The 14,196-nt window shown below is 64.0% G+C and carries 11 protein-coding genes and 1 pseudogene; 4 read left to right on the forward strand and 8 right to left on the reverse strand.

The features are described 5' to 3' along the window. The 4 genes and pseudogenes from QRN63_RS21980 to QRN63_RS21995 form a co-directional block, all read left to right on the forward strand. A pseudogene (locus tag QRN63_RS21980) lies at positions 1 to 98 on the forward strand (MspA family porin); the annotation flags it as partial. A gap of 407 nt (positions 99 to 505) precedes the next feature. Next, positions 506 to 1,207, forward strand: a complete 702-nt coding sequence (locus QRN63_RS21985; protein WP_267318543.1) for a response regulator transcription factor — start codon at positions 506 to 508, stop codon at positions 1,205 to 1,207. Then, positions 1,188 to 2,735 (forward strand): sensor histidine kinase, encoded by a 1,548-nt coding sequence (locus tag QRN63_RS21990; RefSeq protein ID WP_285032701.1) that lies wholly within the window; start codon positions 1,188 to 1,190, stop codon positions 2,733 to 2,735. The genes QRN63_RS21985 and QRN63_RS21990 overlap by 20 nt, the downstream gene beginning before the upstream one ends. Before the next feature lie 55 nt (positions 2,736 to 2,790). Next, positions 2,791 to 4,692 carry a glycosyltransferase family 39 protein gene (locus QRN63_RS21995; RefSeq protein ID WP_285032702.1) on the forward strand — a complete coding sequence of 634 codons (1,902 nt, stop codon included), beginning with the start codon at positions 2,791 to 2,793 and terminating at the stop codon, positions 4,690 to 4,692. A 1,296-nt stretch (positions 4,693 to 5,988) separates the two neighbouring features. On the opposite strand, the gene QRN63_RS22000 is transcribed toward QRN63_RS21995, so the two are convergent. From QRN63_RS22000 to QRN63_RS22035, 8 genes are all read right to left on the reverse strand, one after another. Further along, positions 5,989 to 6,717 (reverse strand): TetR/AcrR family transcriptional regulator, encoded by a 729-nt coding sequence (locus QRN63_RS22000; RefSeq protein WP_285032703.1) that lies wholly within the window; start codon positions 6,715 to 6,717, stop codon positions 5,989 to 5,991. A 181-nt stretch (positions 6,718 to 6,898) separates the two neighbouring features. After that, on the reverse strand, positions 6,899 to 7,918 hold the full coding sequence (locus tag QRN63_RS22005) for an NADP-dependent oxidoreductase (protein ID WP_285032704.1): 1,020 nt from the start codon (positions 7,916 to 7,918) through the stop codon (positions 6,899 to 6,901). After that, the gene (locus QRN63_RS22010) at positions 7,915 to 9,399 is read right to left on the reverse strand and encodes a class I adenylate-forming enzyme family protein (protein ID WP_285032705.1); all 1,485 of its coding nucleotides are present in this window, start codon (positions 9,397 to 9,399) and stop codon (positions 7,915 to 7,917) included. The genes QRN63_RS22005 and QRN63_RS22010 overlap by 4 nt, the downstream gene beginning before the upstream one ends. Next, positions 9,396 to 10,316 (reverse strand): alpha/beta hydrolase, encoded by a 921-nt coding sequence (locus QRN63_RS22015; protein WP_285032706.1) that lies wholly within the window; start codon positions 10,314 to 10,316, stop codon positions 9,396 to 9,398. The genes QRN63_RS22010 and QRN63_RS22015 overlap by 4 nt, the downstream gene beginning before the upstream one ends. Further along, positions 10,313 to 11,293: an enoyl-CoA hydratase/isomerase family protein gene (locus tag QRN63_RS22020; RefSeq protein ID WP_285032707.1), complete on the reverse strand. Its 981-nt coding sequence runs from the start codon at positions 11,291 to 11,293 to the stop codon at positions 10,313 to 10,315. The genes QRN63_RS22015 and QRN63_RS22020 overlap by 4 nt, the downstream gene beginning before the upstream one ends. Before the next feature lie 240 nt (positions 11,294 to 11,533). Next, positions 11,534 to 12,364: an SDR family NAD(P)-dependent oxidoreductase gene (locus QRN63_RS22025; protein ID WP_285032708.1), complete on the reverse strand. Its 831-nt coding sequence runs from the start codon at positions 12,362 to 12,364 to the stop codon at positions 11,534 to 11,536. 59 nt (positions 12,365 to 12,423) lie between these two features. Then, positions 12,424 to 13,287 (reverse strand): alpha/beta fold hydrolase, encoded by an 864-nt coding sequence (locus QRN63_RS22030; RefSeq protein WP_285032709.1) that lies wholly within the window; start codon positions 13,285 to 13,287, stop codon positions 12,424 to 12,426. Positions 13,288 to 13,348: 61 nt separating this feature from the next. Continuing rightward, positions 13,349 to 14,182, reverse strand: coding sequence for an alpha/beta fold hydrolase (locus tag QRN63_RS22035; RefSeq protein WP_285032710.1), 834 nt, complete (start codon positions 14,180 to 14,182; stop codon positions 13,349 to 13,351). Positions 14,183 to 14,196: the final 14 nt, after the last annotated feature.

Below are 14,196 nucleotides of genomic sequence, written 5' to 3' on the forward strand. Positions count from 1 at the left end.
GCGCGGCCGGTGGCGTGCTGCTGCGTCCGTTCGCTCGCCTGATCGCCAAGACGGGCGACTCGGTCACCACCTACGGCGAACCTTGGAACATGAACTAACTGAACCGGCAACTGCCGAGGGGTACAGGCATCGGATTCGTGCCGTGGGGCCAGGCCAGAGATTGCCGGGTACCTTGCTGCGCCGCCGGGGTTCGTTTTGTGTCATTTTCGCAGCGATGCGCGCGACATCATCCACCATCTAAAGCTCCCTGGCGATGCCCGACGATGCGGGCGGCGCAGCGCGTATCCCATAACGAGTTGGATCCAAGCCGGGAACGCCAGCCGAAGGAATTTACGCCAGAAACGTGGCCCCTACCTTGCAAAATGCCGCACTTCATAGGTTCTCCATAGGCCAACCACAGAGGGTCGCTAATCCGGTTGGCAACAATGTCGCGATGCGATACCCGGCAGATGTTCACGAGGCAGCCCATCGGCCCCAGGCCACCGGCCCCGCGGCTCCGGCCCCGATGACTCGCCACGACGGCAGCCCGATCGAGGTTCTCGTGGTCGACGACGAACCGGCACTCGGCGACCTGGTCGCGATGGTGCTGCGCTACGAGGGCTGGCGAGTGACGGCAGCGAGCGACGGTGCGTCGGCCATCAAGAAGGCCGCCGATGAGAAACCCGACATCGTGGTACTCGACATCATGCTGCCTGACATGAATGGGCTCGACGTGCTCCACGAGCTGCACCGCATCCGCCCCGAACTACCGGTCCTGCTGCTCACCGCCAAAGACACCATCGAAGATCGCATCGCTGGATTGTCCGCGGGCGGAGACGATTACGTCACCAAGCCGTTCAACGTCGAGGAAATGGTCCTCCGGATGCGGGCACTGATCCGCCGGGCCGGCGTCGGGGTCGCCATCGACAGTGCGCAACTCGTCGTGGGAGATCTGGTACTGGACGAAGATAGCCGCGAAGTCACGCGAGCAGGTACCGACATCAGTTTGACTGCAACCGAATTCGAAGTTCTTCGGCTGATGATGAACAACCCTCGACGGGTACTGACCAAGGCACAGATCTTACGCGCAGTATGGGACTGGGACTTCGAGGGCCGCTCCAACGTGGTCGAGCTGTACATCTCCTACCTCCGCAAGAAGATCGATGCCGACCGCACTCCCATGATCCATACGGTTCGGGGGATCGGCTATGTCCTCAAGCCTCAGTGACGTCGTGGTGGCGGAACCGCCCCCGCCGTCGCGACGCTGCCGCAAGTACGCACCACGGACCTGGACGTTGCGGAGCCGCCTGATCGTCGTGGTGTCGGTACTCGGCGCAGGTCTGTGCACCGCTGTCGGCGCCGCCACGCTGATTGCGTTACGGCACTTCCTCATCGGCCAACTCGATACTCAAGTCTCCGACGCCGAATCCCGATCCGTAACGTTCTTCGAGTTCGGGCCGCCGCCATTCCTGCGATTCTCCGGTCCCGGGCCGATGTTTCTCGATGCGCCCGGCCAATCGGCGGGCACCGTCGGCGCAATCATTTCGCAGCCCGGGCAGAGTCAGGGGGCAGTGATCATCACCAGCGGCGATCGGCGCTCTGTCAGCCCTGCAGCTCTGACGCAGCTCGAGCGAGTTCCCCAGGGGCACAAGGTCAGTGTCGACCTCGATGGACTCGGCCGCTACCGGCTCACCGCGCAGCAGTCCCACGATGCGGTTGTAGTGGCAGGCCTGCCAGTATCGGGAGTGCAACAGACGCTCGGGTCCGTCACATGGATGATCGGTGGGTTTTCTGCGGTAGCGCTGGCGGCGGCGATCGCCGCCGGGAGCGCAATGATTCGCCGCGAACTCGTCCCGCTGTCACGGATGTCCGAAGCGGCACAACACGTTGCCGGACTTCCGCTACACGAAGGCGACGTACGACTCCCGTCCCAGATCGAGCCCGTCGACGCGGACGCTGCTCATACGGAGGTCGGCCGGCTGGGCACCGCCCTCAACCGTATGGTCGACCGGGTAGCCGACGGCTTGGCCACCCGCCACGCAAGCGAGACCCGCGTACGCCAGTTCGTCGCCGACGCCAGCCACGAGTTACGGACGCCCCTGGCCTCCATCCAGGGCTACACCGAGGTGGCACGGCGTCTGGTAATCGGGACGCCTGCGCACCGCTCAGATGAGCAAGGCGAAGATCTGGTCTACGCGCTCACCCGAGTCCACGCCGAGTCCCGGCGCATGAGCCAATTGGTCGAGGACATGCTGCTGCTGGCCCGGCTGGACGCCGGCCGTCCACTCGAGCACAACGACGTCGACCTTTCCCAAATGGTGATCGACGCCGTGAGTGACGCCCACATGGCCGGACCCGAACATCGCTGGGCCTTAGACCTTCCAGACCAGCCTGTCGTTGTGTTCGGTGACCACCAGCGACTGCAACAAGTACTGGCCAACTTGCTATCGAACGCCCGCGTCCACACCCCCGCCGGCACCACAGTGTCCACCACGCTCGCCGCGGACAGCGACGGGTCAACGAGACTCAGGGTGGCTGACAGCGGCCCCGGAATTCCGTCCGATCTCCTGCCAGAAATCTTCGAGCGCTTCGCCCGCGGCGACGAATCCCGATCGCGAGCCGCGGGTAGTACCGGCCTCGGGTTGGCCATCGCTCAAGCTGTAGTCCATGCCCACGGCGGCACGATCGCGGTCGACAGCGGCCCGGACGGGTCTGCGTTCACGGTGACGCTGCCGGCGCGCGGCGCACAGTCATAGCTCCGCCCCACAGTCAACCAACAGAATTCCCAGCCGACTCGCAGACGATGACATCATGTTGCAAAACCCGACCTTGCATCCTGCACGGCTGCCGCAGGCCGCGCGTTCACAGGCCGACCAGCGGTGGACGCGCCCCGCGCTTGCCGGCCTGTTGGCGGCGACTGCCGCTTTGTGGACCGTGACTCTCGGCCGGATGGGTTGGGCCAACGCCTTTTACGCCGCGGCCGTGCAGGCGGGCACCCAGAGCTGGAAGGCCTTCCTGTTCGGCTCGTCGGACGCCGCGAACTCCATCACTGTGGACAAGCCGCCCGCATCGCTGTGGCCGATGGAGCTCAGCGCCCGAATCTTCGGCGTCAACACCTGGTCGATCCTGCTACCGCAAGTGCTGATCGGCGTCACCTCGGTCGCACTGCTGTACGCGATCGTGCGCCGGCAATTCGGTGCAGCCGCGGGCCTGATCGCCGGTGGTGCACTGACATTGACACCGGTGGCCACCCTGATGTTCCGCTATGACAACCCGGATGCTCTGTTGGTGTTGCTCATGATCGCCTCGGTCGGCGCCCTATTGCGCGCCGTCGAAGACGGCCGCACGCGATGGCTGGTGCTGTGCGGCGCATTGATCGGATTCGGTTTTCTGACAAAGCAATTGCAGGTACTGCTGGTGGTGCCGGCGTTGGCCGTGACCTACGTGGTCGCGGGGCCGCACCGGCTGCGTACCCGGCTGCTGCAACTGATCGCAGCACTGCTGTCGATGGTCGCTGCGGCTGGGTGGTGGGTGGCCCTGGTGGAGTTGCTCCCTAGTGCCGACCGGCCCTACATCGGTGGTTCGACCGATAACAGCTTTCTGAACCTGACCTTCGGATACAACGGAATATCGCGGCTCAGTGGCAACCACGGCGGATTACCGGAGCCTCCGGCCGGCGCAGAGTTGCCTCCGGGCGGCGAGCACGGCGGCTTCCCATTTGGTTCCGATCCCGGCGTCCTGCGGTTGTTCACCAGCGAATCCGGCGCACAGATCTCGTGGTTACTGCCGGCCGCCCTGGTCTTCCTCGCAGCGGGAATCATCTCATGTGGCAAGGCGCCGAGAACCGATCTACGACGAGCTCAGTACTTCGCCTGGGGCGTCTGGCTGCTCGGCACCGGCGCCGTCTTCAGCTTCATGTCCGGCCTCTATCACGATTACTACACGATGGCGCTCTCCCCCGCCATTGCCGCACTGGTCGGCATCGGAGCTACCCAGCTCTGGCGACGCCGGGCCACCGCCTTGATCGCTCTCACCCTTGCCGCGACGATCGCGCTGACCGCGGGTTGGGCCTGGGTACTGCTTTACCGCACAGCGGATTTCGTTCCGTGGCTACGTTGGGTAGTGGTGACTATCGGTGCCGCCGCGGCGCTGCTCCTCGTGGCCGAGGTGCTGCGCGGCATCCGCTTTGGGGCATGGGCGGCCCCACTTGCTGTCGTCGCGGTTCTGGCCGGTCCCCTCGCCTACTGCGTGCAGACGGTGGCGACCCCGCACAGCGGCGGCATCGTGACGGCCGGCCCCCGGCTCAGTGAACAGCACTTCCCCGGTTTGCCGCCTGGTGGCGATACAGCACCGAGCGCAGAGTTGGAGCAGCTGCTTAAAGCGAACGCCGACAACTACACGTGGGTGGCGGCCACCACCGGGTCCAATGACGCCGCAACTTACCAGCTGGCGACCGGCGACGCGGTGATGCCGATCGGCGGATTCTCGGGAGGCGACCCCTCGCCCACCCTGACGCAGTTCCAGCAGTACGTCGCCCAGGGCCGGATTCACTACTACATCCTCGCCCTCAGGCCGGGCGGACCCGGCGGGCCGGGCGGATCGCAGACCGAGGCGGCCAAGATTGCCGAGTGGGTAAAGCACAACTTCACCGATGCCACCGTCGACGGCGCGACCTACTACGACCTCACCGCGCCCCAGCGCAACACCGCATAGGCAAGAACCTCCAATGTTGTTGCCGGACCATCGAAGAACGACGAATCTCCGACACGTGGTTGACTACGTCAGGCCGTGCCCCACTGCATCAGGACCACGCTGAATCAGTACGAGAGCAACTGTGGCGCCGACGCCTGCGCCCGCACTCACCAGCGCGACCACCATCAATGCCATTCCGGCGCGGCGATGCGTCCTGTGCTGCTTGATCATATTCGCATCTCCCGCCCTGCAATTGGCTCACAGTCGCTGACCTTATCCGACGTTGTTGAATCGCGCCGATATCTTGAATTTCGCTGAAGCGGCTTCAAACCACCATTTGCACTTACGCCAGCAGGGACGGGACATCCGCGCCTGCAGTATGCGTAAGCGATTTTGCTGCAGCCAAATATTCATCCAGAAAGCCATGCGCTTTGGCACAATCCGACAGGCAAAGATTAGACCACCGACGCCAGGAAAGTTACCCGCTGCTCTACATCCATACCTGCGCAATAGAAAATCCATACGGACTGCCCAGGTTTGACCTGGAACCGGGCGAAGCCAGACCCGGAAATGTGTCGTGGGTCAGTTCTGCGCCTACTGTAAGCGACTTAACACTGTCATAACAATGAATACCGCCCAAGTCGCATCGGCTGGTGACGCAGTCTTGCGCACCTGAACATGTTGCACCAAAAGACATTTTCGGCGGCGAGATAGGATAGGCGCACCGCAGGAACAGCCAGTCGCGCTGGTGTCGAGAAGACACGCGCAACGTAGCACTATCGTCACGAGCTTCCTAGAAAAAGACTCGAATCCATAAGGTGGTCACAGGTCGAAGACCTTTTCAGCACCGGCGCGTTTGGCTATGTTTGTTGTGACACAACATATTTCGTCGAAAGGGAAATTGATGCATGCCAAAGTTCGCCAGCCTGGCCTGATCACCACCGCAGTCTTATGTGCTGGTCTTGGCCTGAGCGCCGTCGGGATCGGCGCAGGTGTCGCTAACGCCGCCCCGCCTCCGCCATGTGTGCCCGGCGCCCCGTGTGTCGGTGGTCCGGGGCCTGGCGGCCCTGGCCCCGCAGGCCCCGGACCCGGAGGCCCTGCCGGGCCCGGTCCCGTCGGCCCTGGCCTCGGAGGACCCGGCCCCGCACCCGCGCCCTGCCTGCCGCTGGTACCGTGCCCGCGATGAGCCGGTAGCAGGATCGAAGCCCGTCGTTGGCGGTCGGGATCTTTCCCGACCGCCAACGCCAATCTAGTTGCAGTTCAATAGGCCGCACGTGGGCGTACCGTCGAGCACAGCCCACGTGAGACACGACCAGATCAGGATGCGTCGAGGTCTGGCCGGCTCGACGCCTCAATGGCGGCAAGGTGGGATGCGGTGGCCTTCTTCGGATCGTCACCGAGACCCACCACGAGATTGACCATCATCGGCGAGAATACTTGGCGGACAGGGTCTTTGAATGGCGACAGGTGGCCGCCGAGTTCAAGCGTGATGACCCCGTGGACGGCACTCCACAGTTGTGGCGCAATCAATTCGGGGTCCTCGTCCGGACGGACTCGGCCGCTGGCGACCAACCGGCGGCAGCCTTGGACCAAATGCGCGTAGGCGTCCTCGAAACCGGCGGAGCGGCCGCGGTCCGTGGCCGGTGCCGGCCGGTAACTACCGCGGGCTGACAGACCGAACATGAGGTCGTAGAGGTGTGGATTGGCTTGGGCGAACCGGCGGGCCTCCAGTGCCATCGCGAACAATGAAGCGACCGGGTCATCGTTGGCGGGTGCGTCGAGGAAGACGTCACCGAAATCTTTGAAGCCTCGATCCACTACGGCCTGGATCAATTCCGGTACGCCACCAAGGTGGTGATACACAGCTATCGTCGAGAGCCCGGCGGCATCAGCGACGGTGCGTACCTTGATCGCGGCAGGCCCTTGCTCGGCCAACAGTGCGGTCGCGGCGCTGACCAACTGAGCGACCGCCTGCGCGCGGTCCAACCGCGGCGCCGCCTCTTTTGCGGCCTTAGGTGCGGTATTGGCCTTGGCTGGTCGGGGCATGGCCCTCCTGTACCTCCGTTCAGTTGACGTCGCCAGTTGAGGGTACAAGCGACTGCGCCGAGAGATTCGTCATGTGCGCCCTTTTCCTTGATCATTTTTCGCTTGGTTGTCGGCGTCTCGGGCAGACCCGGCGTGTGCCGGAATCTGCGCCATGGCGTATTCGGCGAGCGGGCGGTGATGGTCAGGACTGTTCACGATCACCCGTAACCGTGATGACGACTTTGCCTGTCGCGCGGCCATTCTCGACATATGCCAACGCGTCCAGTGTGGCGTCGAACGGGAAGACCCGATCGATGACCGGACGGATGGCACCACCGTCGACCAACGTGGCCAGCTCACGAAGCTGGTCACCGTTGGCGGTCATGAACAGGAACGAGTAGTTCACCGAACGTTTTCTGGCCTTGCGCCGCACCGAGAAACTCAGAGCGCGCATCGCTTGGACCAGCAGCCAGTTTGCCCCGAACTCGCGAGCGAAGGCGGGGTCGGGCGGGCCGGCTACCGAGATGACCGAGCCGCCGGGCTTGACGACTTGCAGCGACTTCTCCAGAGTGTCACCGCCCTGAGTGTCCAAGACGACGTCGTAGCCGCTCAGTTCGGTGGCGAAATCCTGTGTTTTGTAGTCGATCACGACGTCAGCGCCCAGTGCCTTGACCCACTTGACGTTCTTGGTACTCGTGGTGGTCGCCACAGTAGCCCCCAGGTGTTTGGCCAGTTGGATCGCGATGGTGCCCAAGCCGCCGGAGCCGGCGTGGATGAGTACCTTCTGTCCGGGCCGCAGATGTGCCTTGTCGACCAGTGCCTGCCAGGCGGTCAGGCCGACCAGCGGCAGCGCCGCGGCTTCGTTCATGGTGACGGTCTTGGGTATCCGGGCGACGTCGTTTTCGTCGACGGCAAGGTATTCGGCGAAAGAGCCGATGCGGTCCTGGCTTGGTTTGGCGTACACCGCATCACCCACAGTGAAGCGCCGCACCCGCGCCCCGGTCTTGACGACGATGCCGGCCAGGTCATTACCGAGGACAATTGGAAGCTTGTACGGCAGTAGTGGTTTGAGTTCGCCGTTACGGATCTTGAGGTCCAGTGGATTGACACTGGTCGCGTGGATCTGGATCAGGACGTCGTCGTCGCGCAGCTCCGGCACGGCACGCTCGACGACGGCGACGCCATTCTTCTTGCCATAACGGGCGAGTGCAAAAGCTTTCATGGCATTGCCTTTTCGGTGTTCTCGGTGGCCGCAATGCGGGCGGCGCGCAGTGGGGCTTTGTCGGTCTTCCCGACCGGGTTTTTGGGGATGGCGTCCACGATCAGGATTTCGGTTGGCCGCTTGTAGCCGGCGAGGTTGAGTGCGCACCGCGCCTGCAGGGCGTTGATGTCGATAGTCGCTCCTGCGCGCGGTGCGACGTACGCCACCACGACTTCGCCCCACTTGTCGTCGGGTGCCCCGAGGACCGCTGCATCTAGCACGTCGGGGTCGCTGGACAAGACGTCTTCGATCTCGCGCGGATAGATGTTCTCACCGCCCCGGATGATCATGTCCTTGGAGCGGCCGGCCAAAGTCAGGTAGCCGTCGGCGTCGAGGTGACCGATATCGCCGGTGTGCAGCCAGCCGTCGACGACCGTGCGTGCGGTGTCTTCGGGGCGGCCCAGGTACCCGCGCATGACGTTGGGTCCCGCAATGATGATCTCGCCGTCGTCCCCGGTGGGAACGTCGTGTCCGTGGGCGTCAACGATCCGAATCCGTTGACCCGGAAAGGGCTTGCCCACTGTGCCGACGCGGCGGGAACCGTCGATCGGATTGATGGTGGAGGCGCACGTCCCCTCCGACAGGCCGTAGCCCTCGATCACAGGGAACCCGTAGCGCGTTTCGAAGCGGTTCAACAACTCCGCCGACGCCGGCGCCGCACCGCAGATCGCGAACCGCAGCGACGATGTGTCTGCGGTGACGTCGTCGGGCAAGGCGGCGAGCATGGTGTAGATGGTGGGTACCGCGCTGAAGAAGGTGGGCCGCTTGCGTGCGATGACCTCGAAGAACGTTTCGGGAGTGAAACGGTCGGCGATGACGACGCTGGCCCCGGACAGCAGCGGCGTGATCACGCTGACGACAATGCCGTTGACATGGAACAACGGCAGGATCAACAGGCATCGGTCGACGGGCCCGACCTGCAGCGCCTGACGTCCCATCTGGGCCATCGCGTCGAGGTTTGCGTGGTCGAGCATGACACCCTTGGGAGTGCCGGTAGTGCCGCTGGTGTAGATCAGCAGCGCCAGCGCCGCGGGATCGTCGTGCGGTACGTGATCTGTCCCCACGGGCGAGGAGGCCAACCGGGCGACACTCAGAGTGGGCACCCCGGCCGCGGGCGTGCCATCGTCATCGATCACCAGCAACCGCGCCGCGGAGTCGACGAGTTGGCGACGGACCTCGTCGTCAGTGAGGCTGGGGTTGACCGGCGTGACCGCGGCGCCAAGCCGCCATGCCGCGAACAACAGCACCACGAACTCAACACGGTTGCGCAGTGCAACGGCCACCACGTCACCGACGCCGATCCCCAAGTCGCACAGGTGCTGTGCGGCGGCCCGAACACGGTCGTGCAGTTGTGTATTGGACAGGGTATGGCGGGCGTCGGCGACAGCGGGTGCGTGCGGATCGTGCTCAGCACGGCGGTCGGGCAGTGTGGATAGCTTCATAGGTGTCCTGCTGGTTCGGGTTTCAGGTGACGGGTCAGGAATTCGGTCTGATCGGTGACCAACTGCTCGAACGGTTCGCCGAGGTAGAACGCGAAATGCCCGGCGCTGTAATGTTTTATCTCACCGCGGGGAGCCGACCGCGCATAGTGTTCGGTCTCCTCGGGCGGGGTGACGGTATCGGTGTCGCTGATGCAGAACAGGATCGGAAACGCAATGTTCTTGGCGGCGCGTCCCGGCCGGTAGGCCATGATCGTGGGGGCAACGCGAGCGGCGACCTCGTTGCGGAATGCGGAATCCGCCGGCAGGAGCGCCTGGTAGCCAGGCAGTGCATCCGGTGCGTTCATCAATGCCAGCGTCCCCGGGGCACCGGCCAACGGAATCATCGCCGGCTCACGCCGGCTGAGGATCGAGGCATAGTCCCGGGCTACCACCGGCAGGACCTTGAGTGTCGCTACCGGGCCCAGAGCCAGCGCGGAGGCCAGTCCATCAGTGAACGGGCATTGGGCCACAGCGGCTTTCAGCTCGGGGTGCCGTGAAGCAACCGTGATGGAATGACCGCCGCCGAACGAACTGCCCCACACCGCGATCCGGGTGCCGTCGACGTCACGTCGCCCCTTCACGTAGGCGATCGCGGCGTCCCAGTCGGCCAGTTGGCGTTTGATCGACAGGAGCTGTCGAGGTTGGCCCGAACTGTCACCGAAGTGCCGGTAGGTGAACGCCAGCGCCGCGATGCCGGCCTGCGCGAAGCGCTCCGCGTAGGCGTCCAGACGCATCTCCCGTGTCGCGCCCAGGCCATGGCCCAGGATCACCGCCGGCGGTGAGGCCGCGCCCGTGGGCAGGTAGAGCCATCCGGCGCAGGTGTCCTTGCCGGAGGTGAACGAGATATCCTGGCGCGTAAATGCCTGTGTAGAACTCATTTTCGCGCCACCGCGGCGCCGCGAGAGCCGAGTGCCGGCACCGTGCCCGCCGCCAACGCCCGGTCGAAGGTGTCCTCGTAGTAGAGGGGCAGCTCCCCCACAGATTCGGTGTCTGCGAGGTACTGCAGCATGAGCTGCTGGCCTTCGGGAGATTGATCGGTGCCGAGGAATTCCGTGCGCTCGATATGAAGGCCCTCCTCCAACGGCATGGACCCGCCGAAATAGACCGATCTCTTGATCGCCTCGATCGAGCCTTTCGTGCGTCTGCCGAAGTATTCAGCCACTTCGATGGCCCGCGTCACGACGTCCTCGGTGGCCACGACTTCGTCAACTGCGCCGTTGGCCAACGCCTGTGCGGGAGTGAACGGCCTGCCCTCCAAAATGGCTACCAACGACTTGTGGGTGCCGATGAGGCGGGTCAGTCGTTGGCTGCCGCCCCCGCCGGGCATGATGCCGAGCAGCACCTCGGGTTGGCCGATGAAGAAATCGCCGTCGGCCATGATTCGCAGGTCACACGCCCACGCGAATTCCGCACCGAGCCCGAGCGCCGATCCGTTGAGTGCGGCCACGAAGATGACGCCGCTGGCGTTCATCTTCAGAAAGGTCGCGTGGAGTCGATCGAGCTGTGCGACGCCGCGCAGTGGGGTCTTCTGCACCACCGGATTCAAGACCCGGGCGCGGTCGACGCCACGGGCCAGTCGCAAGGCCGCCGACGCGCTGCGCCTACCCATCTCGGGTACGGCAGCGCCCTCTGCCTGCAGCCAGCGGACGTCGGCATGGCTGACGAATCGGCCAGGCCGGGCACCGGTGAACACCACCGCGTGCACACCCGGATCGCGATCGGCCCGATCCACCAATGCCTCAAGCTGATTGGCGATCTGGACGCCGAACAAGCTGTGCGGCCCACCATCTACGCGGGCAACGAGCACCGGCCCGCGATCCTCGATCACCAGATCGCCTCGTACCTGCTGCGCCATCGTCGTCCTCTCGAATGTTCTATAACGAAGTTCTATTGAGACTATAACGAAGTTATAGTCTGAGCAAGAGTCACTGGACTTCGCTGCTCCAGCTCGTCGCGTTCGGCGGTGACCCAGGTGTCGTACCAACCACCGATACCGGCGATCGTGGTCAACAGCTGCCACACCGCCTCGAGCCGTGAGCCGATCTGAATAGCTTGCGACTCAATATCGTTCGCCGACAACGAGCCATGCACCGGGTCACGCCCCATGCCGTGCATCGAGTTCGGACAGAGCGCGTTGTACCCCGGTGTCACGCGCCAGTCGCGCATCGACCACCGGACCAAGGACACCGCGCAATGCCGCGACCGGGCGCCAGCGCGCCGGCGCAGCGACAGTCCGTCGACGTTGCTCGAGACCGTTGACAATGACTGCTGCAGCCGTGCTTGGCTGGATGCGCTTGAGAATGAACTTCGGCATCGCCGAAAGCAGGGCCCGTACGTGTGGGTCTTCATCGATGCCGTGCTGGATCATGCCGGTCTCGATGAGCGAGAAATATGCGGTCATGGCCGTTGCGCCGTGGTTGGCCAGTTCAACAGCGAGGGCGCGGCCGGCTTGCTCGACCGCGGCCTTGCTCATCGCATAGGGCATGGCTCCTGCACCATTGATATAGGCGAAAACCGAACTGACGAGGGCGATCTGGCCGCGGTTTTGGATGACTGACTCGATCGTCGCCGACACCGTGTTGAGGACGCCGGATACCTTGACCGACAGCACGCGGTCGACCTCAGCGGTCGCCAAGGTGCGCAATGTTCCGCCGCGTCCCATCAAGCCCGCATTGGCAATGGAGACGTCGACGGGGCCGAACCGGTCCTCGACCTCGCGGACGGCAGCGTGGACGGAGTCGATTGACGTGACGTCGCAGTGCACGGGAAGAACTTGTCCCGGTGGCAGCATTCGAGCGGTTCGTTCCGCGGCACGTACGTCGATATCGGCAAGGGCCACCCGTGCGCCGCGCCGGGTCAGAGCCGCAGCGGTCGCTGCGCCCAGTCCGCCGCCGGCGCCGGTGAGGAACACGGTCTTGCTGTTCAATGAGTAAGGCTGCTGACGCGCGTGAGCCATTGCGAAATTCTTTCTGCCGTAACGGCTTGCTATTGTTCGCCGTCGGCGAGGAACGCCGCGGCGATCGGGGCGAACTGCTCGTAGTGCTGGAAGATGCCACCGTGCCCGGAGTTGGGATAGATGATCAGTTCCGATCCCGCGATGCGGCGATGGAGATCCTCGGATAGCACCGTTGGCACCATGCGGTCATGGTCGCCGTTGGCGATCAACGTCGGCTGGGTGATCTTCGACAGGTCCGAGGGCGTGGACCGGCCGTAGGCATTGATCGCTTTGAGCTGGGTCTGGAGCGCACTGATTTTGATGTCCTTGTCGCGATCGGTGGTGCGCTCCTTGAGCCGGTTGACGAACTCTTTTCCGGCCCGCTTGCCCACGGCGTCACGGTTGAAGAACAAGAACTCCTTTGGGTCGGAACGAGTAAGCGTGGCCCGCAGCGTGTCCCAGTAGGTGACTCCCGCGACCTTGTCAATGCCCTTGCCGCCCCGTGGCCCAGTCCCGGTCAGAATCAGCCTGCGCACCAGCTGGGGATGCTTGAGCACCAGATCCTGGGCAATCATGCCGCCCATCGAGAATGAAAACACGTCAATCTTGTTGAAGCCCAGGGCCGTGACGAAGGTGTAGGCATCGTCGGCTGCCTCGTCGATGGTGCCCGGGACCGAGCCGCTGGATGCACCCACGCCCTTGTTGTCGAAGGCGATCACGTGGCAGGTCTTGGCGATCGGGTCGATGATGCGGGGATCCCAGTTGTCCAAGGTCGCGGCCAGGTGCACGAAGAAGACCACCGGAACACCACCTTTGGGACCGAGTTCACGGTAGGCGTAGGTGCTGCCGCCGGCGCTCACGGTGCGCGAGGGTGCCTTGGCGTAGGAGGTGATGACTTCACTGATGTTGTTCATGCGGTACTCGTTTCTTCAATGGTGCTGCTGGGCAGGAGATTTACGTCAACCGAACTGGCACTCAGCCAGCGAGGAAATCGAGGGCGTCAGGGACGAAGGTCGCGTGATGCTGGAATATGCCGCCGTGTCCCGAGCGTGGGTAGATCTTCAACTCCGCGTTGGGGATTCGACGCGCCAAATCCGCCGACAGGCTGCTCGCCACCATGAGGTCGTCATCCCCGTTGGCTACCAGAACGGGTACCGCGATCCGCGACAGATCGTCCGGTGCGGCCTTGCCGCCGTTGACGATCGCTTTGAGCTGCGCCAGCCGCGCCTGCATCGAGATCTTCTTGTCCCTGTCGAAGGTCCGCTCCTGCAAACGGGTGAAATAATCGGAGGCGGCCCGTTTGCCTTCCGCAGTGCGGGGAAAGAACAGGTATTCGCGGGGGTCTTTGCGCGACAGGAAGGCTTTGGTGTAGGCAACGGCGACGATCCTGCGCATCGCGTCGATTCCGCCGCCACCGCGAGGTCCGGTGCCCGCCAGGATCATTCGCCGAACCAAATGGGGAGCCTTCAACGCCACCAGCTGGGCGACGGCGCCGCCGAGGGAGAAACCGATCAGATCCACCTTCGTCAAGCCGAGTGCGCGGATGAACGCGATAGCGTCTTCGGCCATCTGATCGATGTTGTCCGGCACTTTCGAGCCGGTGGCCCCGACGCCCCGGTTGTCGAAGGCGATGACGCGATGACGGGTGGCAATGCCGTCGATGACTCTCGGGTCCCAGTCGTCGAGCACAGCGGTGAAGTGATGCAGGAACACCACGGGCACGTCGGAGTCGACGCCAAGTTGCCGGTATGCGAATGGCACCCCGTTGACATCGATGGTCTTGGTCGGTGTGTCTTTCCAGTCGAGCATGTCAAACCTCGTTG

It is taken from the genome of Mycolicibacterium sp. lyk4-40-TYG-92 (genome assembly GCF_030209435.1).
In the GTDB taxonomy this organism is placed as follows: Bacteria; Actinomycetota; Actinomycetes; order Mycobacteriales; family Mycobacteriaceae; genus Mycobacterium.

Bases quoted from the DNA above. Each gene is read 5' to 3' on its own strand.
- QRN63_RS21985 (WP_267318543.1), top strand. From the start codon at position 506: ATGACTCGCCACGACGGCAGCCCGATCGAGGTTCTCGTGGTCGACGAC.
- QRN63_RS21990 (WP_285032701.1), top strand. From the start codon at position 1,188: ATGTCCTCAAGCCTCAGTGACGTCGTGGTGGCGGAACCGCCCCCGCCG.
- QRN63_RS21995 (WP_285032702.1), top strand. From the start codon at position 2,791: ATGTTGCAAAACCCGACCTTGCATCCTGCACGGCTGCCGCAGGCCGCG.
- QRN63_RS22000 (WP_285032703.1), bottom strand. From the start codon at position 6,717: ATGCCCCGACCAGCCAAGGCCAATACCGCACCTAAGGCCGCAAAAGAG.
- QRN63_RS22005 (WP_285032704.1), bottom strand. From the start codon at position 7,918: ATGAAAGCTTTTGCACTCGCCCGTTATGGCAAGAAGAATGGCGTCGCC.
- QRN63_RS22010 (WP_285032705.1), bottom strand. From the start codon at position 9,399: ATGAAGCTATCCACACTGCCCGACCGCCGTGCTGAGCACGATCCGCAC.
- QRN63_RS22015 (WP_285032706.1), bottom strand. From the start codon at position 10,316: ATGAGTTCTACACAGGCATTTACGCGCCAGGATATCTCGTTCACCTCC.
- QRN63_RS22020 (WP_285032707.1), bottom strand. From the start codon at position 11,293: ATGGCGCAGCAGGTACGAGGCGATCTGGTGATCGAGGATCGCGGGCCG.
- QRN63_RS22030 (WP_285032709.1), bottom strand. From the start codon at position 13,287: ATGAACAACATCAGTGAAGTCATCACCTCCTACGCCAAGGCACCCTCG.
- QRN63_RS22035 (WP_285032710.1), bottom strand. From the start codon at position 14,182: ATGCTCGACTGGAAAGACACACCGACCAAGACCATCGATGTCAACGGG.